Annotated in this window: 21 protein-coding genes; 8 read left to right on the forward strand and 13 right to left on the reverse strand. The window is 52.8% G+C overall.

All coding sequences use genetic code 11. The features are described 5' to 3' along the window. The first annotated feature begins 18 nt into the window (after positions 1-18). Positions 19-1,152: a GNAT family N-acetyltransferase gene (locus HMY34_RS08150; protein WP_202718753.1), complete on the forward strand. Its 1,134-nt coding sequence runs from the start codon at positions 19-21 to the stop codon at positions 1,150-1,152. On the opposite strand, the gene HMY34_RS08155 is transcribed toward HMY34_RS08150, so the two are convergent. Genes HMY34_RS08155 through HMY34_RS08165 form a run of 3 tightly spaced genes read right to left on the reverse strand, consistent with a single transcriptional unit; the run spans position 1,149 to position 4,413 of the window. Continuing rightward, positions 1,149-2,420: a DEAD/DEAH box helicase gene (locus HMY34_RS08155; RefSeq protein ID WP_202718754.1), complete on the reverse strand. Its 1,272-nt coding sequence runs from the start codon at positions 2,418-2,420 to the stop codon at positions 1,149-1,151. The genes HMY34_RS08150 and HMY34_RS08155 overlap by 4 nt on opposite strands. A gap of 2 nt (positions 2,421-2,422) precedes the next feature. Continuing rightward, positions 2,423-3,079: an HNH endonuclease family protein gene (locus HMY34_RS08160; protein WP_202718755.1), complete on the reverse strand. Its 657-nt coding sequence runs from the start codon at positions 3,077-3,079 to the stop codon at positions 2,423-2,425. Further along, the gene (locus HMY34_RS08165) at positions 3,076-4,413 is read right to left on the reverse strand and encodes an AAA family ATPase (protein ID WP_202718756.1); all 1,338 of its coding nucleotides are present in this window, start codon (positions 4,411-4,413) and stop codon (positions 3,076-3,078) included. Before HMY34_RS08165 ends, HMY34_RS08160 begins: the two co-directional genes overlap by 4 nt. Before the next feature lie 210 nt (positions 4,414-4,623). Here HMY34_RS08165 and HMY34_RS08170 point away from each other — a divergent pair, with 210 nt between their 5' ends. Then, positions 4,624-6,804, forward strand: coding sequence for a S8 family serine peptidase (locus tag HMY34_RS08170; RefSeq protein ID WP_202718757.1), 2,181 nt, complete (start codon positions 4,624-4,626; stop codon positions 6,802-6,804). Between the two features lie 52 nt (positions 6,805-6,856). Here HMY34_RS08170 and HMY34_RS08175 read toward each other — a convergent pair whose 3' ends face one another. Beyond that, entirely contained in the window at positions 6,857-10,303 is a 3,447-nt protein-coding gene (locus HMY34_RS08175; RefSeq protein WP_202718758.1) for a PPi-type phosphoenolpyruvate carboxykinase family protein, read from the reverse strand. A 113-nt stretch (positions 10,304-10,416) separates the two neighbouring features. Then, positions 10,417-11,115, reverse strand: a complete 699-nt coding sequence (ung, locus tag HMY34_RS08180; protein ID WP_202718759.1) for a uracil-DNA glycosylase — start codon at positions 11,113-11,115, stop codon at positions 10,417-10,419. Positions 11,116-11,225: 110 nt separating this feature from the next. Here ung and HMY34_RS08185 point away from each other — a divergent pair, with 110 nt between their 5' ends. Beyond that, the gene (locus HMY34_RS08185) at positions 11,226-12,464 is read left to right on the forward strand and encodes an ATP-binding protein (protein WP_202718760.1); all 1,239 of its coding nucleotides are present in this window, start codon (positions 11,226-11,228) and stop codon (positions 12,462-12,464) included. A 15-nt stretch (positions 12,465-12,479) separates the two neighbouring features. Here the strand turns inward: HMY34_RS08185 and HMY34_RS08190 are convergent, their stop codons facing one another. The 7 genes from HMY34_RS08190 to HMY34_RS08215 all read right to left on the reverse strand — a co-directional run bounded on the left by HMY34_RS08190 (position 12,480) and on the right by HMY34_RS08215 (position 18,918). Beyond that, entirely contained in the window at positions 12,480-12,974 is a 495-nt protein-coding gene (locus tag HMY34_RS08190; RefSeq protein ID WP_266096952.1) for an ATP-binding cassette domain-containing protein, read from the reverse strand. Then, on the reverse strand, positions 12,902-13,174 hold the full coding sequence (locus HMY34_RS20540) for an ATP-binding cassette domain-containing protein (RefSeq protein ID WP_266096953.1): 273 nt from the start codon (positions 13,172-13,174) through the stop codon (positions 12,902-12,904). The genes HMY34_RS08190 and HMY34_RS20540 overlap by 73 nt, the downstream gene beginning before the upstream one ends. Beyond that, positions 13,175-13,966, reverse strand: a complete 792-nt coding sequence (gene urtD / locus HMY34_RS08195; RefSeq protein ID WP_202718761.1) for an urea ABC transporter ATP-binding protein UrtD — start codon at positions 13,964-13,966, stop codon at positions 13,175-13,177. Further along, positions 13,963-15,075 carry an urea ABC transporter permease subunit UrtC gene (gene urtC, locus HMY34_RS08200; RefSeq protein WP_202718762.1) on the reverse strand — a complete coding sequence of 371 codons (1,113 nt, stop codon included), beginning with the start codon at positions 15,073-15,075 and terminating at the stop codon, positions 13,963-13,965. Before urtC ends, urtD begins: the two co-directional genes overlap by 4 nt. A gap of 3 nt (positions 15,076-15,078) precedes the next feature. Further along, complete coding sequence (gene urtB, locus HMY34_RS08205; RefSeq protein WP_202718763.1) at positions 15,079-16,641, reverse strand: urea ABC transporter permease subunit UrtB; 1,563 nt, start codon at positions 16,639-16,641, stop codon at positions 15,079-15,081. Between the two features lie 101 nt (positions 16,642-16,742). Beyond that, entirely contained in the window at positions 16,743-18,053 is a 1,311-nt protein-coding gene (urtA, locus tag HMY34_RS08210) for an urea ABC transporter substrate-binding protein (protein ID WP_202718764.1), read from the reverse strand. Between the two features lie 199 nt (positions 18,054-18,252). Continuing rightward, positions 18,253-18,918, reverse strand: coding sequence for a TorF family putative porin (locus tag HMY34_RS08215; protein WP_202718765.1), 666 nt, complete (start codon positions 18,916-18,918; stop codon positions 18,253-18,255). Between the two features lie 301 nt (positions 18,919-19,219). Between HMY34_RS08215 and HMY34_RS08220 the strand changes: the two genes are divergently transcribed. The 4 genes from HMY34_RS08220 to HMY34_RS08235 are packed head-to-tail and all read left to right on the forward strand — an operon-like array spanning position 19,220 to position 22,169. Next, positions 19,220-19,993 (forward strand): ABC transporter ATP-binding protein, encoded by a 774-nt coding sequence (locus HMY34_RS08220; protein ID WP_202718766.1) that lies wholly within the window; start codon positions 19,220-19,222, stop codon positions 19,991-19,993. A gap of 17 nt (positions 19,994-20,010) precedes the next feature. After that, entirely contained in the window at positions 20,011-20,790 is a 780-nt protein-coding gene (locus HMY34_RS08225) for a lysine/arginine/ornithine ABC transporter substrate-binding protein (RefSeq protein WP_202718767.1), read from the forward strand. A 3-nt stretch (positions 20,791-20,793) separates the two neighbouring features. Continuing rightward, complete coding sequence (locus HMY34_RS08230; protein WP_202718768.1) at positions 20,794-21,480, forward strand: ABC transporter permease; 687 nt, start codon at positions 20,794-20,796, stop codon at positions 21,478-21,480. Then, positions 21,477-22,169: an ABC transporter permease gene (locus tag HMY34_RS08235; RefSeq protein WP_202718769.1), complete on the forward strand. Its 693-nt coding sequence runs from the start codon at positions 21,477-21,479 to the stop codon at positions 22,167-22,169. Before HMY34_RS08230 ends, HMY34_RS08235 begins: the two co-directional genes overlap by 4 nt. Here HMY34_RS08235 and HMY34_RS08240 read toward each other — a convergent pair. Next, entirely contained in the window at positions 22,148-22,768 is a 621-nt protein-coding gene (locus HMY34_RS08240) for a LysE/ArgO family amino acid transporter (RefSeq protein WP_202718770.1), read from the reverse strand. The genes HMY34_RS08235 and HMY34_RS08240 overlap by 22 nt on opposite strands. Before the next feature lie 64 nt (positions 22,769-22,832). Between HMY34_RS08240 and HMY34_RS08245 the strand changes: the two genes are divergently transcribed. Beyond that, complete coding sequence (locus HMY34_RS08245; RefSeq protein ID WP_228288015.1) at positions 22,833-24,059, forward strand: Fic family protein; 1,227 nt, start codon at positions 22,833-22,835, stop codon at positions 24,057-24,059. Positions 24,060-24,083: the final 24 nt, after the last annotated feature.

Consider the following 24,083-nt stretch of genomic DNA (forward strand, 5'->3'; position numbering starts at 1 on the left):
CGGGGTAGCATCCGCCCCATGAAAATTGAAATTCTCCCTAACCTCGATTCAGTGGCAGCCGACCAGTGGAATGCGCTGGTGCAGGACAATAACCCGTTTTTACGCCACGAATTTTTGGCAGCGCTGGAACACCACGGCTGTGTTGGCGAAGAATTTGGCTGGTTGCCACGCCATATTGTGGTTTACGAGGACGGTGTGTTGGTTGCCGCCATGCCCCTGTACGAAAAATACAATACGTATGGCGAATTTGTGTTTGATCATGCCTGGGCGCAAGCGTATGAGCGTGAGGGAATGAAATATTTCCCCAAATTGGTTTCCGCGATTCCCTACACGCCTGCCAGCGGGCAACGCTTATTGGTGCAAGTCGGGCGCGAGGCGGAACTGTTTCCCTATTTACTCTCGGCAGTGGCGCAAGTGGCAGAAGCCTTGCAATGCAGCAGTTTTCATTGCCTGTTTTCCCCCGCCGAGCAATTGGAATGGTTGGCAGAGCAAGGGCTAACCGTGCGGCACGATTGCCAGTTTCATTGGCGCAATGCGGATTACCACAGCTTTGACGATTTCCTCGCTGCCCTTACCTCGAAAAAGCGCAAAAACATTAAGCAGGAACGCCGTAAAGTGGTAGATGCCGGGGTTAATTTACGCCTGCTCGATGGCACTACCGCAACGGCAGAGGATTGGGCGCGTTTCGCGTTTTTCTACCAACACACGTTTGAAAGCAAATGGGGCATTCCCACCCTAAACGTCGGTTTTTTCCGTGAAATGGCGGCGGCGTTGGGCGAACAAGTTTTCCTGATTTTAGCGGATAACCGTGAGGGCGAATGCATCGCTGGTTCGTTAATGTTTGCCAGTGCCACGCGCTTGTACGGGCGGCATTGGGGCTGCACCCAAGACATCGACAGCCTGCATTTTGAGGCGTGTTATTACCAAGGCATTGAATATTGTATCCGCCAGGGTTTGCAGGTATTTGAACCGGGAGCGCAGGGGGAACACAAGATTCCGCGTGGGTTTATCCCGACCCTGACCCGTTCGGCGCATTGGTTGCGGGAAGAGACCTTCCGGCAAGCCGTGGCGCGTCATGCGGAGTATGAAAAAGGCAGTGTGGCGGACTACATGCGTTCCGCCAGTGAGCATCTGCCCTATCGCGAACCTTAGCGCTTTTTGCCTTTTTTGGCTGCCGCCGCTTTTTTCGCGAGTTTTTTCTTTTTGCTGCCCGCCGCCTTACCAGAAGCTTTGAGTTTCTGAGGGCCGGTGTATGTGCCGACCAAGCCTGCGATGGTGCGTCGATTAAAACGCTGTTTCAAAAACCGCTCGATATTCACCATTAAATTCCATTCGGAACTTTGCACGAGGGTAATCGCTGTACCCTTCGCATCGCCGCGCCCGGTGCGCCCAATGCGGTGGATGTAATGCACGCCGGTGCGCGGCACATCCACATTGATCACCAATTCCACACCGGCAATGTCCAAACCCCGCGCCGCAAGGTCGGTCGAAATCAGCGCCTTGATCGTGCCATCACGGAAAAACGCCATAATGCGGTTGCGCTCTTTCTGATCCATCTCGCCATGCAACACGCCACAACGCACGCCCTTGGCTTGCAAACCGCCGACCAATTCACTCGCACGCGCTCGGCTATTGGTGAATACCACCGCTTTCGCAAACGTTTCATTCAGCAGCAACCACGCCAGCAAACGTTGTTTGTGCGCAATATCATCAGCAATAATCACTTGTTGCTCAAGGTTTGCGTGTTCGTCTTGCAGCGTATTCAAGCGCAACATATCGGGGTCACGCAACAGCTTTTCGGCGATTTTAATCATGCCGTATTGCTGAAGCGTGGCAGAAAATAGCAGCGTTTGGCGTTCGGGATTACACGCCGCCGCAATGGTTTCTAGTTCTTGGCTGAAGCCCATTTCCAGCATCCGGTCGGCTTCGTCGAGGATCAGCACTTCTAAACGCGAAAACTCAGGGGTTTGCGCCGCCATTAATTCCAGCACGCGCCCCGGTGTGGCGATGACGATTTCGGCATTGTTGAGCAACATGTTTTGCTGCACGCGAAAATCTGCGCCGCCCGTGATCAGCCCCACTTTTAGCCCGGTGAATTCGGTCAATTGTAGGCATTGCTGGTGAATTTGCTTTGCCAATTCGCGCGTCGGCACGAGTACCAAGGCGCGAGTACCGAAATATTCGGATGGGTTTGTTAGCAAATGGTGCAAGGTCGGCAGCAAAAACGCGGCGGTTTTGCCACTGCCGGTTTCAGCGCTGACCAGCAAATCGCGGCGCGTCATGGCGCGTGGAATCGCGGCTAACTGTACAGGGCGGGGTTGCACAAAGCCCATTTTTTGCGCAGCTTGTAACAGCGGCGCGGCGAGTGCGAAGTCTGTAAAGGTGGGAACAGCCTGTGCCTGTTCGAGTTCCTGTTCCATATTTAGTTGTTCCTTGATGCCTGTTTTAAGCGTTTAGTGAGGAAGTAAACGGCAACGCCGCTGTAAGGCTGAAGCTGATTATCTCGATTGGGGACAAGCCAATGTTCCAGTATTTTCTGAATTTGTGCAGGAGTGCGGCTGCCATCTTTTTTACCGAGCAGTCTAATGACATCATCGACAATTCTTTTACGATTTTGCACCAGACGTGAATAGTTCAAGTTCAAAACAGTGTTTAACTGCTGGTCAAATTCTGGATCATCTGCAAGAACTTTGCCGTTACCCAAGTACTTAATCTGGCTATCAATGCGATGAGTAGGATTTGCGGGGTGGTATTTAAGATCAGCATTGCCCTTTCTGGTGTCGCATGTCTGGTTTTTTGGAGGCTGACCTTCATTTCCGGTGCAAACACCCAACATATTTTTGTAATCAAGCTGGGCATTGGGGTGATTGTCTTGACACTGCCAATGTTCAATTTTCATCGTATCCACGCGAATCCGCTGCATACAGTCTGCACACAAATGCCCTTGTTCTCCCAACAAATGCTCACGGATTTTAGCTTTTACTGGGGTAAAACTGGCATCACCGTCATACATCGCACAGGGTTGTAAGCGGTATTGGGTCAGTTCATCCGGTTCCTGCTGCTTTTGAATTGCCCTCATGCAGCCTCATCTTCAGATTCTGCACCCAACATCGTCATTAGTGCTTCAGCACGCACAATATCCGGGATGTCACCGTGCAGTTCTGCCTTCATTCGGGCAATTTCAATTTTTGCCTGATCGAATTTCTCGTCATCAATCAGCCGGAACAATGTATCCAACTGCTTTTCAACTCCCGCATTCCGCGAGAGTGTTTGTAAACCATCCGAGGTACTCATCAATTCATCCAGCACCTCATTGCTGGTCAAACCCTTGGCCTGTTGCGGAATGCTGTAATGGATGTCGTTGTTCTCATCCTGCGTCAGAATACGGATTTGACTGGCATCCACTTCACCCAATATTTGCGGCGAATGGGTGGATACGATGAACTGGCAATTGGGGAAAGTCGCAGTGAGCTTCGGCAGTACCATTCGCTGCCAACTAGGGTGCAAGTGCAAATCCACTTCATCAATCAACACAATCCCTTCACCTTCCAATGGATTTTTCAGCGGAGGATTGGCAATCGCCAAACGACGGGCAAGATCGGCAACCAAAGCAATCAAACATTTCTCACCGTCGGAAAGCTGATCGACCCGCACCTCTTGCCCATGCTTATTAACAGTCATCCGCAACGGACTGCGCCGCACTGCAAATTCCGAAAAATCAGGAAGAAAAACCTCTAACGCCCTGCGAACAGCCTGTAACTGAATATCCTGATAGTTAGTTTTTTTTCTATTGCGGGCGTAAACATCATCAACTTCCCACATAGTATCCAAGAGTTTACGGATCTCTTTTTCATGTTCCACATCTTCCCGATTGCGAAACCACTCGAAAAAACTGCGGAAATTGGAAGCACTGGTCAAAGCCTCATCCCAAGCATCCAGCAATCCAAATTCATGAGAAGTACGGATACGCAAAGGAATATCAAGCACTGCCCGGTTTACTGGGTAATAGGCGAACAATGGGATAGAACACTGTTCATCTGTATCAGTAATCTGTTGCTGAATGGTTTTGGCATATTCGGACAGCTTGTCTAACACGGTTACAGAATCGGAACGAACATGACCTGCTTTACCTTTCACCAATTGCCAATGAAATGGACTAGCACTATTAGTATCAACGTTGAGCATCCCATAGCTTGCCCGATTATAAATATCCAGCTCACTAATCGCTCGACCAGAACCACCAGCACGCCGAACACGGGCAACCACCCACGATAATAAAATCGCCAACGCATCCAGCACTGACGACTTGCCCGCTCCATTAGTCCCCACCAATACAGTCAGTTGCGGGTCTAACGCAAGTTCGAGTTTTTTGAAACCCCGGAAGTTTTCCAAGGTCAGTTGCTTGAGTTTCATCCCATTGTTCCATCACAATATTTACAAAAGGCAAGCGCCTGTTTAAGACACTTGCCTATTGTACGGCATTTCATGCGAATTCTTTCACTAAGCCTGCGTTCTCATTCCATTCGTCCACTGTTTGATACACACCAATCCATTTATTCTATAAACAAAAAAATAAAAAACTAATATCTAAGGCTCTTGTAATGGGTAACAGAGAGTTCATTTATGTTAAAAAACATTCTGACAGGTTGCATGATTGCAGCCGGTTTCAACGTGGGGAGCACGGTTTGCGCGGAAACAGCGACAACACAAACACCAGCCGCCTTACAACAACTTATGCAGTCACCGCGCAGCCCAAGCAAGCTCCAAGGTGGGTTAGACCAGCTTGCAGCCTCTAGCAATGCCCGTACCACCAGAAGTCTTGCAGCGCCAAACGCTCTAATGAGTACCCTCTTGCCACCTACCGCTAACGGCTACGTGGTTATTGATGCCGTTGCCACCGATGGTAATACCACGGCGTTAGCGACGAAATTGAAGGCATTGGGCATGAACGGTATCGCCACGTTTGGGAAGATGGTGTCAGGTAGTTTTCCGGTCGATAAATTGGCAGAGATGGAAGGCGTCGCCGAATTGAATTTCGCCCGTTCTTCAACCTTTCGTAATAACCACGGGGACGCAACGCAGGGAAAAGTAAAAAGTCAGGGTGATCAAGCCATTCAAGCGGACAAAGCCCGACGTCAACTGAACGTAACCGGTAAAAACGTCCCTGTCGGGGTGATCTCTGATAGCTATAACTGTCTAGGCGGTGCAGCATTGGGCGTAAGCAAGGGTGAATTACCCCGCAATGTTAATCTTTTAAAAGAATATTTTATTTTTGAGAAAGACCCTCAGACCGAACTCATAGTCGAAAAGGTATGCGGTAACACAGTCCCTGTAGATGAAGGTCGCGCCCTCATGGAAGTTATCCACGACGTTGCCCCTGATGCTCCCTTGTTATTCCATACTGCCCAAGGAGGAGAAGCCAATTATGCGCAAGCCATCATTAATCTGGCAGATGCAGGGGCGAAAGTTATTGTCGATGATGCTTTCTATCTGACTGAACCATACTTTCAAGATGGTGTCATTTCTCAAGCCATTGATCAGGTAAAAAGCCGGGGAGTAACCTATTTCAGTTCTGCCGGTAACAGCGGGCGCGATTCAGCGGAATTCACGGACTATGCAGAAGATACCTCATTGGGATTGCCTCTTGTCGATTTCGATCCGAGTGCGGCGGTGGATAGTTGTTTTGAAATTGAAATTCCTCCCGGCGCTACGTTCCAATTGTTACTGCAATGGGATGAACCGTTTACTTCAGCCGGTGGCGCAGGTGCTACCAATGATCTTGGTCTGCTGCTCTATGCGGGCAGTAATTGTGAGGCGTTTCAGTTCTACAGCAATATACCCAATATAGGCATGGATGCACTGGATGGCTTTGCTACAGCCAATCCATTCCCCGACCGACCATTCACGGTAAGTGTCCGTATTGCTAGGTTGGAAGGCAATAAACCCGGCAAATTGAAAACCATTGTTTATGGCGCAACCATCACGGATCAAAACGACACCAACAGCAGTACAATAACCAGTCACGCCAATAGCCGTGGCGGTATGGGCGTGGGAGCGGCCTATTATCGTGAAACCCCAAAATTTGGGCAGAGTCCAGCCCTTGTAGAAAGTTACTCATCCGCAGGTGGAACCCCCATTCTGTTTGATAGCAAAGGCAATCGCTTAGCAAAACCGGAACAACGCGAACAACCTGCGATCATTGGCCCTGACGGTGTGGACACATCGTTTTTCAGTGGCCCTGACTTGGATAATTCCGGGTATCCTGATTTCTTTGGTACGTCTGCGTCCGCCCCACACTTGGCGGGTGTCGCCGCCCTGATGCGGGAAAGGAATCCGTTTGCCTCGCCGGATCATGTTTACAACGCCATAAAAAGCACCGCACGGGATATGAATGATCCCAATACCGCAAATTTTGATCGGGGCTTCGATTATGGAACGGGTTACGGATTCGTGGATGCGCTACGTGCCGTAGATAAAATTTCTCCGCCCCAAGCTTGGTACTGCGATGGCAAGCTTGCCACTATTCTAGGCACTACAGGCGCGGATAACCTTGTTGGTACCGCAGGCGATGATGTCATCGTCGGATTAGGTGGCAATGATTCTATCGACGGCAAAGAGGGTAACGACCTCATTTGTGGCGACGCGGGGAATGACAAGCTATCGGGTGGTGATGGCAAGGACATTCTCTACGGTGGAGATGGAGACGATCTATTGTCCGGTGGCCCTGGACGTGACATTTTGCGGGGTGGCCCAGGTAAGGACACCTTGTCGGATGCCACCAAAGAAGACAAACTCGAACAATAAGTCACTCAACGGTTTGCTCCGCCCATGATCGGACGGAGCAAACGTCATGTCACTAGCTCAACAAATCCGCGCCTATCGTCCCCTGCAAGCTCTCCAAATACCCCGCTGTGCGAATCCGCGCCAGCTTATCCTGCGCCTGTTGCAACCGTCCGGCAATATCCAGCCGTTCCGCCACATCCTGATGGGTTTCTTTGGCGAGAAACGCTTGCAGATACGCACAATGCCGTTCCCACAGTTCCGCATCACGCTGCTGCTTGGTTTCCAACCGCTGCTGATACCAATCGGATGCCAGCAATGCCTCGCGGGTAAACAATGCGCGAATCTCAGGATGGTGCGCATCCTTGCCCTCATACTGCCCCGTTGCCATGATATGCAGCAAAGCTTTCAGCGGCGGGCAAGCATCTTCAATACTGCCATCGTCCAAATACGCCTGCGCCACCTGCTGCTGCGCTTCGACGATATTGTTCACGCCATCCACGAACACATCCATGCCCTGCGTTTCGGGTTTGAGGATGTCTTCGCCGAACACCACCGCCGGATTGTCGAAGATTTTGCCCATGAAGGTGGCGACAAAGCGGTCGGTAATCCGATACCCCAAGCGGCTGGCTTGCACCCATTGCCCGTGATGCTCGAAATCGCTCAAGGCTTCCAGATAGCCGTGTTCAATCAAATACGCCGGATCACGCTCGTTTTCACGCAGCCGTGACCAGATTTCGGGAATCAGCAAACTGATGTCGTGGTCAACGCGCAAATTCGCGCCGATATAGCCCGCCGCGCTGGAAAAGCCCGCGTAGCCGCTGATCATGAACGACACCAGCGCATTGTTCAAATCCGCCGTGGTACGCAACGCATTGAACGGTGCTTTGGTCAACGCACCTTCGCTGCCCGCGCCAGTGGTGGACGGCGATTTGCCGGTGACGCTACAGATGAAATCCATGAACAGTTCCGGCAATTCCTGATAATGGATCGGGTTAAAAACTGCCAGCGGACGAATCCCCTTACCCGGCGGATTGTTGCGCCGCCCGGTCAGCACTGCATCCACGGGTGTCATCAGCGGCTGATCCAACGGCACGCGCCGCAGGAAACGCGCCCCCATTTCCGCAATGTATTTACGCATCGGCTGTTGCAAATCAGGGCGGATTTGCAAATAACGCGGGTTTTCGCTGGGCTTACCATTCACCAAACGCGGGTTGGCGGACGACACCACGTATTCGCCGGACTCACACGCCGCTTGCAGCAGATTAGCCATTGGCGCGGTGTATTTCTGGAACTCGACCACATCCTCAACGATTTCGGTGAGGTTATCGCCCTTGAGCGGCTCGAAATTGGCAATGAAATTGCCCATTTGCGCCATGTCGAACTCGGTTTGCTTGTCAAAACCGCGATGAATCGCTTCATCAGGGCGTTGGAACAGGCGATATTCGCAGTTTTTCACCAGTTTTACGCTGGGGTTGGAGGATTTCGGCGACGTGTTGGGTAATGCTGCCGCGCTGACTACGACCGACGCGCTAATATCGTCTTCCATCTGCACTTTTTCGGTGGCGATAAAATCTTGACGGACTTTGTAGGTGCGCCAGTTGCCGCCCTTGCCCAAGCCGACCCGCAAATACGAGGCGACCAAATCGCGCCCCTCCTGCTTGAGCGCGTTCCCCGGCATCCCGTTGATCACGTCCACCGAGAAATGGCTGCGCCAATCATTGCCCCATTCTGGTTTGTACATGCGCTTGATAATGAAAGCTTGCGACAAAATCCGCGCAGGAATCGCCGACAGCCACGCATTGTAGGCATCGGTATGGCTGGGTGATGGCGTAAACAACTTGATCACCGAGCCAAGGCTGCGTTCTTCACTGAGCGGTTGGCGGGAAGGGTCACGGTCTTCGTCTGCGCATTCGGGCTTGAAGCGGGTGCTGTAATCGTAGTCGAAAATCGCCGCGACTTGATCCATATCCGTCTCGAAATCTTGCACGAATACTGGGCCGTAAATCACCGCATCATTCAGCGATTTGGAAATTTCGGACTTGCCGCCACCGGATACCGTGCAGGGCTTGTGGCAAAACGTGCCTTCCGCATCCGTACCAATAATCCGCCAGCTTGGAGCAGACGGGTGTTTCTGCATCTCGGTCTTGTAGCCGTTGGGCTGCATATAGACTTTATTCGGGCGCAATTTAAGGCTGTGTTCGCCGCTGGCATTTTTCCAGCGAATGCTTTGGGTGCGCAAATCCATGCGGATGTCGAGCGGCAAATAGATCAGATCGGGGTGTACCTTGTCGATGGCGTAGCCTTCGGGTTGCACGTCCATCACCGCGCCAAATTGCGTCACCATGCTGTCGAAATTGTAAACGTCAGGACGTTTGCGGGTGCGGCTATCCGTGCCGTATTCTTCGCCGTGGTTACGGCGTTGGAACGCGAGTGCGCCGCCTGCGTGTTCTTCTTCAGCCAGCCCGAACAGGTTGGCGGAATAGCTGATCTGGGTTTTGACTTCTTTCTTGCAATAGCCGTAATAGTTGTCGGCGAGGATGGTGACAATCACGCCGCGTTTATCGCGTGCCACAATTTTGAAAGCACTGCCGTCGTTGTAACGTTCGCCCTCTTCTTTCCAGCACATGCCGTCTTTGCGCTGGCGTGCGCTGGCTTGATCGTAATGCGGCAAACCCAATTCCTGTTTGGTCAGGCGGGTCAAATGCGGGGCAAGAATCACGCAGCCGGTATGCCCTGTCCAATGCTCCACGTCGAGCGCGGCATCGTGTTTGGGCAGGTAGGGGTTGCCTGCATTGCCGAAAATGCTTTCGACAAAATCGAGGTTGCTGACCAGATTGCCGGGGGCAAAAAAGCGGATTTCCATGCTCTTTTCGGCTTCGCTACCGGGGATTTCGGGGCAAACTACGGGGCGTAATAATAGCGATACGAATAGACGCGCTTTGTGTTCTTCATTGGCGGTAAAAGGCAGTGCCAGCAAGTCGTCCGGCGGGTTGAGGGCGTGTTGCAACATCCGCGCATACGCTATTTTCGGCACGGCTTTTTTGTCACCGGGGATCGGCAAGCCGCCTTCGGCAATGTGGAACGAGCCTTTGGTGGTGCGGCGGTCATTCGCCGGGTTGTGCAAAATGCCTTGCTTGATGCGATAGCTCGATACGATGTCGGATTTGAAGGCATCGCCATCAGACGGTAAGGAGAGTTCCCGCGCCACGCCGTAGCGGTCGAGGACGATGCTGTTACCGGGCAGGCGGACTTTTTCCGCGCCACAATCCGCGAGATAGCTGTCGAGGAAATCTTGAATACGCTGGTCGGCTGGGCAAAGATAGCCTGCCAACAAACGGTTTTTTTCGCGGTAACTGGCGAGCAAGTCGTCGGCGATGGAGAGGAATTCGTTGTCTCCGGCATGGGAGGCGGGTTGCCCAGTGGAGGAGAGTTTGAGGTTGATGTAAAGCTGTAAGCGGCGGCGCTCGGCATCAGTGTCTGGGCGTAACTTACCCAAACCCAAGGATTGTTCCATATTCATGTAGGGCTGCTCTCGTTGGTGTGCTAACTGTGGGTGATGGCGCAAAGAGTACCGAGAAGCGGGCAGAAATGCCATATCCCCGCATGGAGTGAATATTAGCAAGTAATTATTTATTAAAGGGATTTGCAACGCACCGGCAGTGACCAATTGATAGGAATTCTACCATTGGCAAGCAAAAATGCATTGGCGCGGGAAAACGGCTGGCTACCGAAAAAACCACGCCGTGCTGACAAGGGCGACGGGTGCACACTGGCAATGATGCAATGGCGCGTGGTGTCGATCAGTGCGGTTTTTTTCTGCGCGTGATTGCCCCACAGAATAAACACCACGGGTTGGGTTTGGGTGCTAACGGCTTGGATAATGGTATCGGTGAAGGTTTCCCAGCCGCGTTTTTGATGGCTACCTGCATTGCCTGCCTCTACCGTCAGCACGGTATTGAGCAGCAACACGCCCTGCGCTGCCCACGCTTGCAAGCAACCGGTATGGCGGTTGTCGATGCCGAGGTCGTCTTGCAATTCGCGGTTGATATTGAGCAGCGAACGCGGCAACGGGGTAACATCGGGTTGCACTGAAAATGCCAGTCCGTGGGCGTGTCCGGGCGTGGGGTATGGGTCTTGACCGAGAATCACCACGTTGACCTGATCCAGCGGTGTGCTTTGCAGGGCGTTGAAACGCTGTTCTGGCGGGGGTAGGATGTGTTTGCCAGCCGCAGCTTCGGCTTGCAGAAAGTGGCTCAAAGTGAGCATGTAGGGTTTGGTGAATTCTGCACCGATGGCAGTTTGCCAGCTTGGGGGGAGTGAGGTGTTTTGCATCGATTTACCTTGTTCAACAGTCGCGGGCATGTGTTATAGCATAGCGGTGACAGCGTTCACATTACGCTATACTGCAAGCATTCAAGAAACAGCCTGTTTGGAGACAACCGATGAACCTCACCCACCTCATGCAGCGCATTCGTTTGGGCGAAGATTCCACGCTGGAACTCAAACAGATCACTATCAAAGACGCTGGCAAAAATCTTGAGCCACATCCCGATGGTTTATCGGATGAATTGGCGGCAATGGGGAATGCCAATGGCGGCTTGATGGTGTTTGGGGTCGACGATAAAACCCGTGCTGTCACAGGGATTCCCGCCGAACATCTGGATCGGGCAGAAACATGGCTAACTGCCATTTGCACGGATCGTATTAAGCCACCGCTGGAAGTTGTCACCCATCACCTCGAACTACCGGATACACAAGGACAGTTACAAGCCGTGATCGTGGTGGAAGTGCCGCGTAGTTTGTGGGTACACCAAAGTGCGAATGGCTATTTCAAACGCATTGGTCACGCCAAACGCGAAATGCAACCGGATATGTTGGCGCGTTTATTCCAGCAACGCAGTCAGGCGCGGATTGTGCGTTTTGAGGAGCAAGTCGTCCCTAAAGCCAGTTTCGATGATCTTGACGCATTGTTATTACGCCGTTTTCTCAAGCCCGACCAAGGTGATGTGATTACCCAATTGGCACGGCTGCATTTGATTGACAATCGTGAGGGTGAAGCCCTGCCCACCATTGCGGGGGTATTGCTCTGCACGTTAGACCCAACCAAATGGTTACGTAATGCTGAAATTCTTGCTGTCGCCCATAGCGGCTTGCGGAATGACCCGAATGAGCAACTGGATGCACAGGAAATCCGGGGGCCATTGGATAGGCAAATACTGGATGCTTTCCACTTTGTGCGTCGTAACATGACCACGGCGGCACGTAAACCCTTGGGGCGCGTGGATTATCCGCAATACCATTTGGGCGCAGTGTTTGAGGCGATTGTGAACGCTGTCGCACATCGGGATTACTCCCTGCACGCGCAACGTATTCGCTTGTTCATGTTCGCCGATCGGCTGGAAATCCATTCACCGGGCGCATTGCCTAACACCTTATCGTTGGAGTCGATGAGCCGTTTGTCTGTGCCGCGTAACGAAATCCTCGCCAGCCTGTTTTCGCGTTATTACCCGGTTGATGAAGTCGGCTTGGGCAAAAGCTACCTGATGGATAGGCGCGGTTTCGGGGTCGAAATGCTGCTGCGGGAAAGTGAGAAACTGTCTGGTAAATTGCCGAAATACGAGTCGATCAGTGATCTGGAACTGTGTCTAACCATTTATGCACAAACGTTGCCCACAGAATAGACGGATTTGGCGGCGTTACACCGTCAAATACCGCTGAATCAACCCATCATCCAGCGTGTGCATCTCCCCCTCCGCCACGCGCCGCCCGCGATCCAGAATACAAAACCGATCGCCCACTTTCCGCGCAAACGGCAGTTTCTGTTCCACCAGCAACACCGTCAGCCCAATGTCTTTGTTGAGCTTGCGGATAATGTCGCCGATTTCCGCCACAATATTCGGCTGAATGCCTTCGGTCGGTTCGTCGAGAATCAGTAATTTCGGGTCAAGCACCAACGCCCGCCCAATCGCCAACTGTTGCTGTTGCCCGCCGGACAAGTCGCCGCCACGTCGCCCCAGCATTTCCTTCAACACTGGGAATAGCTCAAAAATGAACGGCGAAATACTACGCACCTTATCGCGCCGCGCTGGTAAACCGATCAGCAAATTCTCTTCCACCGTCAGCAGCGGAAAAATCTGCCGCCCTTGTGGCACGTAACCAATGCCAAGGTTGGCACGCTTTTCCGCATCCACCCCCGCAGGTTTTGCCCCTGATACTGAATCACGCCAGCCCGCGCTTTGATCAAGCCCATAATGCACTGGAGCAAGGTGGTTTTGCCCACGCCATTGCGCCCCATCAGCACGGTGCATTGCCCTTCCGGGACGTGCATTTCCAGATCCCACAGCGTGTGGCTCTCGCCGTAATACTGATTGAGTTGTTCGACTTTGAGCATTTATTCCCCCAAATACACTTCGATCACGCGCTGATCGTTTTGCACTTCATCCATTGTGCCTTCGGCTAACACGCTGCCTTGGTGTAGCACCGTGACCTTGTTGGCGATGGAACGCACAAAATCCATGTCATGTTCCACCACTACCACCGAATGCTTGCCTGCCAGAGAGGTGAGCAATTCGGCAGTACGCTCCATTTCCTGATGCGTCATTCCCGCCACAGGCTCGTCAACCAGCAGCAAATACGGCTTTTGCACCAGCAACATGCCGATTTCCAGCCATTGCTTTTGCCCGTGCGATAACGCACCTGCTTGCTGATGGTAGTTTTCGGTCAAGCCGATGGTGTGCAAGGTTTCATCAATCAAGGCTTGCTGTTCGCCGCTCAAACGGGCGCGGAGGCTGTACCACACGCTTTTATTGCCGTGCATCGCCAGTTCCAGATTTTCGGCGACGCTGTGCGACTCGAATACGGTGGGTTTCTGGAATTTGCGCCCGATACCCGCGTTAGCGATTTCGGGTTCGGAGAGTTTCAGCAAATCCACGGTTTGCCCGAACCACGCCTGCCCGCTGTTGGGGCGGGTTTTGCCGGTGATAATGTCCATCATGGTGGTTTTGCCCGCGCCGTTGGGGCCGATGATGCAACGCAATTCGCCGGAGTCGATGTACAACGTCAGATCGTTAATGGCTTTGAAACCGTCAAAGCTGACGTTTAACCCTTCCAGATACAGAATCGCCTTGTGGCTGGCATCCGGTTGCCCCGCTTCCGCTTGGCGTAAATGTGCGCCTTCGCTCATGCCGCAGCCCTCCGTTGTAACCAGCCTTTTGCTTGAAACTGTTGCACCAGCCCTGCCAAGCCTTGCGGCAAATACAGCGTGACCAGCACGAATAACGCACCTAACATAAAAATCCACGATTCCGGCATCAGTCCGGTGAACACCGTTTTGGCGTAGTTGACCAGAATCGCGCCTAGCACCGCGCCGTAGAGCGTGGCACGCCCACCAATCGCTACCCAAATGACGATTTCAATCGAGTTGAGCGGGGAAAATTCGCCGGGGTTGATAATGCCGACTTGCGGTACATACAACGCGCCCGCGACACCTGCCAGCATTGCCGACACGGTAAACACCCACACCTTGTAGTGTTCGACGCGGTAGCCAACGAAACGGGTACGGCTTTCCGCATCCCGAATCGCCACCACAATCCGCCCCAGCTTGGAGTTGATAATGTAACGACACAGCAAATACCCGCCCGCCAACGCCAACCCTGACAGCACGAACAAGGTCATGCGCGTATTGTCCGATTGCAGGCTGAAACCGAGAATATCCTTGAAATCGGTCAGCCCATTATTACCGCCAAAGCCCATTTCATTGCGGAAAAACGCCAGCAACAGCGCGTAAGTCAGCGCTTGGGTAATGATCGACAAATACACCCCCGTCACCCGTGAGCGAAACGCCAACCAGCCAAACACAAACGCCAGCAGCCCCGGTACGAGCAACACCATCAGCATCGCAAACCAGAACATATCAAAGCCCTGCCAAAACCACGGCAGTTCTTTCCAGCTCAAAAACACCATGAAATCCGGCAGTTCTGGATTGCCATACACGCCACGATCACCGATTTGGCGCATCAAATACATGCCCATTGCGTAACCGCCGAGCGCAAAGAATGCCCCGTGTCCGAGGCTGAGGATTCCCAGATACCCCCACACCAAATCCACCGCCACGGCTAACAATGCGTAGGTCAAATACTTGCCGAGCAACGTCACCAAATACGTCGGCATGTGCAGAAAACTGCCTTCCGGCACGAGCAAATTCAAGACAGGAACAAGCACCAACACCAGCGCCAATACCGCCAGCATGATTTGCCCACCCCGATCGTTTTGCAGAATACGTGTGATGAACATGGTCTAATCCCCCGCTGCCCGACCTTTTTGTGGGAATAGCCCACGCGGTCGTTTCTGGATGAATAAAATGATGAAAACCAGCACCAGAATTTTGGCAAGCACTGCCCCCGCCCACGGTTCAAGCACCTTGTTGACCACGCCCAGCGACAAACCTGCCACCAGCGTTCCCCACAAATTGCCGACCCCGCCGAACACCACCACCATGAACGAATCAATGATGTAAGCCTGCCCCAGATTCGGCCCCACGTTGGTCAACTGACTGAGCGCGACACCCGCGACACCCGCAATCCCCGAACCCAGACCGAAGGTCAACGCATCAACCCGCGCCGAACGCACCCCCATTGCCCGCGCCATTGCCCGATTCTGCGATACCGCGCGTACCTGCAAGCCCAGATTGGTATTGCGCAATACGAAATACAGCAGCGCAAACACCATCAGGCAAAACAGCACAATGTAGAGGCGGTTGTAGGTCAGCGAGAGCACGCTATTGATTTCCAGCGAACCCGACATCCACGACGGGTTGGACACCGGTACGTTTTGCGGCGAAATCACCGTGCGCACCAGTTGTTGCAGGATCAGGCTGATACCAAAGGTTGCCAGCAAAGTTTCCAGCGGTCGCCCGTACAAATGGCGGATCACGGTGCGCTCGATCAAAATCCCCATTAACCCCGACACGATGAACGCCGCAGGCACTGCCACAAACAGCGAGTAATCAATAAAGTTGGGCATGAGCTGCTGCACGATGTAAGTGGTATACGCCCCCAACATGATCAGCTCGCCATGCGCCATATTGATTACGCCCATCACCCCAAAGGTAATCGCCAAGCCAATCGCCGCCAGCACCAGCACCGAACCGAGGCTCAAGCCGAAAAACAGCGTTTCGACATGCCCGTACAACGCGGCGGTGTCTTCAATACTGCGCAAGGCTTCCTGTGCGGCTTTGGCAACCTCGGCATCGCTATCGGTGGTCATCGTAGTCAAGCGATTGCGTACACCGGGGTGTAAATTGCCTGCGAGTGAAGCAATCGCTGCCAATCGCACAGGCTTTTCTGCGGCATTCAAATCCGCCATTGCCAAGCCGAGTGACAAGGCTTCTTTGACGGCAGAATCCGTTTCTTTTTCCAGCAAGCCGCGTAATTGTCCTGCCATTTCCGGCGTGACCGTTTCCAGCAAACCATTAGCGGATGTGAGGCGTACTGCGGCATCGGGGTGGCTTAAACTGAGTTGTCCAATTGCGCCGCGCACGTATTTGCGCAAACTGTTATTGGTGGGAATTTTGCGCAATTCATCGCCGGTGTTGCCATCCTTGGCGATGACTAGCGTTCCTTGTGCTTTGTCTTGATAGAGCTTGCCATCTAACAAGGCTTGCAAATACGGCACTGCTTCCGGGTCGCCGCTGGCTGCCAACAAATCCACCGCTTCGCGGGTTTTGTCGAAAGAAGCTTCCTGAAACAAGGGCGCGGCTTGGGTGAGGGTTGCGCTTTGCTGCTCAGCTTGTAGCGGTGGGCAAACCCACAACAACACGCTCAATAGCAACAGGCGGGTGAAATCATACGTTTTCAGCATACGTGTACCTGAATACCGTGAAAAAACGGGGCATCTGTCAGAGAGACTGTGGAGGAGAGCAGCGACAGATACCCCTGTGAAAAACAGTTTTCTAAACCTATTTATTCGTACTTCTGCCCAGAGCACTTCTTGGTTTCGGTATTGAAGTTGCCGCAAGGCTTGCCGTCGGTTTCCTTGCCTGTCCAATCCGCGACGATGTTTTTGGAATCCGGCAGGAAGTCAGACCATGCGTCGCCCGGTACTTCTGGGGTTTTGGAAACGACTTCAAATTGACCGTTTTCTTGAATTTCGCCAATCAGCACCGGTTTGGTCAAATGGTGGTTTGGCAGCATTTTCGCCGTGCCGCCTGTGAGGTTCGGGACTTCCTGACCAATCATGGCTTCAGCTACTTTATCGGTGTCGGTGGATTTGGCTTGTTCAACCGCTTTTACCCACATATTGAAGCCGATGACGTGCGCTTCCATTGGGTCGTTGGTGACGCGCTTGTCGTTCTTGGTGTATGCCTTCCACTGCTTGATGAACTCTTTATTGCCGTCGTTTTCGACGCTCATGAAGTAGTTCCATGCCGCCAAGTGACCGACCAGTGGCTTGGTGTCGATACCGGAGAGTTCCTCTTCACCCACGGAGAAGGCGACCACGGGGATGTCTTCCGCAGAAATGCCTTGGTTGCCCAGTTCTTTGTAGAACGGTACGTTGGCATCGCCGTTGATGGTGGAAACCACGGCAGTTTTCTTGCCTTCGCCGCCGAATTTCTTGATGTCAGCCACGATGGACTGCCAGTCGGAATGACCGAACGGGGTGTAGTTGATCATGATGTCTTTTTCATCGACACCTTTGGATTTCAAATACGCTTCCAGAATCTTGTTGGTGGTGCGCGGGTAAACATAGTCCGTACCTGCCAAGACCCAGCGTTTCACTTCGCCTTCTTTCATCAGGTAATCAACCGCTGGAATTGCTTGTTGGTTCGGCGCTGCACCGGTATAGAACACGTTTTTGGAAGACTCTTCACCTTCGTACTGTACAGGGTAGAACAGCAGGCTGTTTTTCTCTTCAAACACCGGCAATACGGATTTGCGGGAAACGGATGTCCAGCAACCGAAGGTCGCCGCTACTTTGTCTTTCTCGATCAGGTCACGCGCTTTTTCCGCAAACAAAGGCCAGTTGGAAGCCGGGTCAACCACCACGGCTTCCAGTTGCTTGCCCAGTACGCCACCTTTTTTGTTTTGCTCATCAATCAACATCAGCATGGTGTCTTTCAGCGTGGTTTCGCTGATCGCCATGGTGCCGGAGAGGGAATGCAATACGCCAACCTTGATGGTGTCATCGGCAGCCATTGCCAAGCTGGATGTACCCAGCGCCGCAGCCATACTCACAACCAACAAAGTTTGTTTGAAAACGTTTTTAAGAAACATTGGGTCACTCCTGAATGATGGATGAAAGGTGTAATCTGTTCAGGAATAAGCACAAAGCGTGCCAGATAGTACGGTCGTTGTATTTGCGCACCAAGCTGATGCAAAAAAACAACGTTTGCACCATTAATGACGTTTGCGAAAACGACGGGCATAAAAAAGGGATGCCGTAGCATCCCTCTTCAAAACCATCAAGTGGAATTTATTTAGTCAGTGGCAAGGTGTAGTTCACCAAAAACTGTGGGTTATCGTCTACTGTGTCATTGTCGACGACAAACTGGCTCACAGCAAAGCCGAGGTTGTCATTATACTGATAGCCGAGCTGAATATGACCAGGGCTGGCACCTTCGTCATACATGTGCTGCCCGTACATGGCGGAGTATTTGTCTTTGGTGTATTTCGCGGTGACATAGCGGTATTCATTGGCATCGTCACCTTCCAGTGCTTCATACAACGTGACGTTTGCAGGGCCTGCGCCAACGGAAACCACGGCATCAACCAGATCACCCGCGCCGATATTGCCTTTGCCAGCATCAGGGTAAACATAAGTCCAGAGGCTTGCATCCACATCCAAAGCGCCTACTTTACCGCCCCAACCAGCGTACAAATCATACTCTGTACCCAAGGTAGCATCGCCGGAAGAACCCCAGATACCTGCATATGCACCAGAACCGTGTTTTACTTTCAGATCACCATAAACAGCCGCATCGCCATCACCCAGATCGTAACCACGCCACAAATACATGTTGGCAACGCCAGCGGAAGCCGAGACTTCTGCACCAGAACCCGCATGTGCAGCGGGTGCAGCCAACACAGCCGCAGACAACATCACCAGAAGACTACTAGCAAGCGTTTTTTTAGTATGCATACAACACCTCAAACGTAATTATAAATAGGAACCAACCACATCACCTTGAAAAGTAACAGGGTATTGGCTGCCAAATCCAAAGCAATATCCATGCCAGCATTAGCCACTGCGAATATTCAGCATCAGATATGTGCACACCAAGCGCATCTCGCACCATTTCGAGGCAGGTAGTCTTTATGCCTGTTCTAGCAACCGCAATTCAAGCAATTTCTAGGTGAATGGCAGCCAATCGCTTGCTTTATTGATCAGATTGGATTATTGCTTTGTGCATTCGTGATTAGCCCAGCGAGAAACGTGATAAATGCCCCCGGAACATGCCCTTGTCGTCCGTAATATCAAAAAACGCTTCGGTGATTTAGCCGTCCTCAATGGCATTTCACTCACAGCCCACAAAGGCGACGTGATTTCCCTATTAGGATCAAGCGGTTCAGGCAAAAGCACCCTGCTACGCTGCATCAATCTGCTCGAAACACCTGATGAAGGCGAGGTCTATGTCACCGGCGAATTGATCGACATGACCCGCGACCGCCAAGGCAAAACCGTTCCCAAAAGCCAGAAACAAGTTGATCACATCCGCACCCGTTTAGGCATGGTCTTCCAAGGCTTCAACCTGTGGAGCCACCGCACCATTTTGGAAAACATTATCGAAGCACCCGTGCATGTCCTCGGCATTCCCAAAGCCGAAGCCAAAGAATACGCCCTCGAATTGCTGCACAAAGTCGGCATTGCCAATAAAGCTGACAGTTACCCCGATCATTTATCCGGCGGACAGCAACAGCGGGTGGCGATTGCGCGAGCACTGGCGATGAAACCCGCCGTGATGCTGTTCGATGAACCGACTTCCGCGCTTGACCCCGAACTAGTCGGCGAAGTATTGCGCGTCATGCGCCAGCTTGCCGACGAAGGCATGACCATGCTGGTCGTCACCCACGAAATGGGCTTTGCCCGCGAAGTATCCTCACAAGTGATCTTTTTGCACCAAGGGCAAATCGAAGAACAGGGCAGCCCCGCACAAGTCTTCAATAACCCGCGTTCGGAACGTTGCCAACAATTTCTCGCCACTCAGCTCAAATAACCCAATAGGAGACAACCATGAAACTACTCACCACCTTACTGTCGAGCGCTGTACTGGCATTGGCTGTTGCCGGGACTGCCCAAGCCGAAGACAAACTGCGTCTCGGTACGGAAGGCGCGTATGCCCCGTTCAACACCGTGGATAAAGACGGTAAGCTGGCAGGTTTTGACATCGACATCGGCAACGCGCTGTGCAAAGCAATGGCAACTGAATGCGAATGGGTGACATCGGATTGGGACGGATTGATTCCGGCGTTGGATGCGAAAAAGTTTGATGCGATTGTTGCCTCCATGTCGATCACGGCGGAACGCAAGGAAAAAATCGACTTCACCAAAAAATATTACACCACCCCGATTCAGTGCATCCGCGCTGTCGGCACGGACGTTGACCCGACCGACACCGCTAAACTCAAAGGCAAAATGGTCGGCGTGCAAAGCGGCGTGGTTGCTGATAATTTCGTGCGCGGCAAATTCAAAGACATCGTGGAAGTCACTGCGTACAAAACCCAAGACGAAGCCAATCTGGATTTGCTCTCTGGGCGCGTGGATTTGGTGTGTGCGGATTCGGTGGTGCTTGCGCCCGTGATCAAGGATGAGAAAAACGCGGGTAAAATCGAATTCGTCGGCGGCGATTTCAAGGACGTTGAATTCGTCGGGGAAGGTGTCGGCATTGGTATCCGCAAAGGTGATACGGCACTCGCGGAGAAGCTGAATAAGGCGATTGCTAAAATCCGTGAAGATGGCACTTACGCCGAGATCAACAAGAAATATTTCGACTTCGACCTGTACGGGGAATAAGCCTTGCTGGATTTACAAGGTTACGGCTGGTTGCTGCTGCAAGGTCTGCAAATGACCGTGCTGGTGGGATTGTGCGCTATGTTCGTGGCAATCCTGTTCGGGTTACTGGGCGCGTGGGGCAAGTTTTCGCACTCACGCTTGGCGAATTGGGCGGCGGATACGTATACCACCGTGGTGCGCGGCGTGCCGGAGCTGATCCTGCTGTTGCTGGTGTATTACGGTGTGCCGAAGCTGATTCAGGATGGCGCGGCGGCGTTGGGGTACGAGTTGCGGCTCGACCTCAACCCGTTTGTGGCGGGCTTTATGACCATTGGCTTTATCTACGGCGCATTTTGCACCGAAGTGCTGCGCGGGGCGTTTTTGTCCGTGCCGCGTGGGCAGATGGAAGCGGCGCGAGCGATTGGCATGAGCAAAACGCTGGCATTCCGGCGGGTGCAATTGCCGCTGGCGATGCGCATGGCGTTGCCGGGGTTGGGCAATGTGTGGATGGTGTTGATCAAAGCCACCGCGCTGATTTCCTTGATTCAGTTGGATGAATTGATGCGTAACGCCAAACTTGCCGCCACCGCCACGCATCAACCGTTTACCTTTTACTTCCTTGCCTCCCTGCTGTTCCTCGCGATTACCTTGGTGTCGATGCTGGTGTTGAAACGTGCCGAAACCTGGGCAAAACGTGGGGTGCGGGTATGAACTGGGAATTGATCGGCGAGAGTTTACCGAAATTACTGGCGGGTACGGGGGTCACTGTGCAACTGACCTTGTTCAGCATTGCGATTGGTTTGCTGTTGGCTGTGCCGCTGGCATTGGCGCGGTTGTCACACAATCCCTTGCTGAAGTATCCGACGGCGGGGTTTGTGTTTTATTTTCGGGGTACGCCGTTACTGGTGCAATTGTTCCTGATTTATTACGGCAGTGGGCAATTCCGTGACGTGCTGAGTGACATGGGTTTGTGGACGTATTTTCGCAATGCGTGGTTTTGCGCGGTGCTGACCCTGACGCTGAATACGGCGGCGTATACGGCGGAAATTTTCCGTGGAGCCATTCAAGCCGTGCCGCGTGGCGAGATTGAGGCGGGCAAGGCGTTCGGCATGTCCGGCTGGTTATTGTTTCGGCGCGTGACTTTGCCGAAAGCGTTCCGCATTGCGTTGCCTGCGTATGGCAATGAGGTGGTGTTTTTGCTGCAAGCCACCTCGTTGGTGAGCGCGATTACGGTGATTGACCTGACGGGGGCGGCGGATTTGATCCGCTCGAAAACCTTTGCGGTGTATGAAATGTATCTCACCGCTGCGGTGTTGTACCTGATCATGACGTATGTGCTGGTGTATGGCTTCCGGCTACTGGAAAAGCGTCTGAATGCTTACCAACACAGGTCGGCTTGAAGTAATCCCCACGCGATCGTCCACATAATGATGCCGATTAGGATGTCGAGGATTTGCCATGTTCTGGGCTTTCGGAAGAGGGGTGAAAGCAGTCTTGCGCCGTAACCTAGCCCGAAAAACCAGATGCCCGATACGCTGACTGCGCCGAGCAGAAACCAATACTTGTCGTGTGAAGGCAATGTGCCAGCAACACTGCCGAGGATGACCACAGTATCGAGGTATACATGCGGATTGAGCAAGGTCATCGCCAGGGTAGTGGTGATCACGGCTGCGAGGCTGGCGGTGTTGGCATTGCTTGCCGCTTCCAAATAGCTGGTGGCTTGATAAGCACTGCGAAAGGCTTTGACGCCGTACCAAAATAAGAATGCAGCCCCCAGCAGCGCAAGGCTGCACGTTGCCGTTGTGCTGGTGTTGATCAGCGTACCTAAGCCTAATACCCCTGCCGACATTAATACGGCATCGCACAGGAAGCAGATCAGCGCGACCCAGAAAATGTGGTGGCGGGCTAAGCCTTGCTTCAGCACGAAGGCGTTTTGTGCGCCGATGGCGACGATTAGACCGCTGGCGATCATCGCGCCTTTTAAAACGGTTTCCAGCATGAGGACATCCAAAACGTGTAGAATAGCTTATCTTAAGCAATAACCTACTGATATATTTTACTTAATGAGTACTAAAGAACCGGACATGAAAGCGGACAAGCGTGCGGAAGACCGAGGCGAATCCATTACCATGATAGAGCCGCTGCTGATTTCTGCAACCTCCCGTTTTCGCCCTGAATTAGCTGATTTGGCTTTGGATCTGACCGCCAAATCCACCGCGCTACGTAAAAGCCTGCCGGAAGGTATTGTGCGGGCATTGTCTGATCTGGTGCGTTCCATGAATTGCTATTACAGCAACCTGATTGAAGGGCATGACACCCACCCGATTGATATTGAACGCGCCCTCAACGAAGACTACAGCGCAGACCCCCAAAAGCGTGATTTGCAACGGGAAGCCAAAGCCCATATCGCGGTTCAGCAATGGATTGACCATGATGGGCTGAAGGGTCGAGCTACCACCCGCGATGGCATTCTGGAAACACATCGCCGCTTTTGTGAACTGCTCCCAGACGAATTATTGTGGGTGGAAAACCCGGATTCTGGCACACGGGAATCGCTCATTCCGGGTGAACTGCGTCAGCGTGATGTCATCGTTGGGCGGCATATCGCCATCAGCCCTGGCGCATTACACCGATTCATGGAACGCTTTCAGGCGGCTTACCGCCATACGGGGAAAGTCGATGCGATTGTTGCAGCCGCCTGCGCCCATCACCGCTTGTTGTGGATGCACCCGTTTCTGGATGGCAATGGTCGAGTGGCGCGGTTGATGTCCTACGCCATGCTGCGGGAAGCACTGGATACCGGTGGCATCTGGTCGGTAGCGCGAGGGCTTGCCAGAAACGAAGCGCAATACAAGCGCCTGTTGGCGCAATGCGATTTACCGCGCCGTAATGATTTGGATGGTCGCGGCAATCTGAGTGAAGAGGCGCTTGCTGAGTTTGCGGTATTTTTTCTTGAAACCTGTATTGATCAAGTCGATTTTATGGAGACGCTGGTCAACCCGCAAGGCTTGCGGGAGCGTATTTTTATCTGGACTGAGGAAGAAATCCGCGCGGGTCGTTTGCCACACAAGTCAGGCATGGTGCTAGAAGCTATTTTGTATCGTGGGGCTGTGCCGCGTGGGGAAATCGCGGGACTGCTCGGTACTGGCGACCGCAATGCACGCCGCGTGACTTCGGCGTTGCTGGAACGGGGCGTGCTTGCTGCGGAATCGACACGCGCACCGCTGCTGTTGAATTTCCCGGCGGCGTTGGCAATGCGGTGGATGCCGGGGTTATTCCCGGAAAGGTAGCTTCATTTGCAATAGGATTTTTCT

Source organism: Thiothrix subterranea (genome assembly GCF_016772315.1).
GTDB classification, from domain to species: Bacteria; Pseudomonadota; Gammaproteobacteria; order Thiotrichales; family Thiotrichaceae; genus Thiothrix; species Thiothrix subterranea.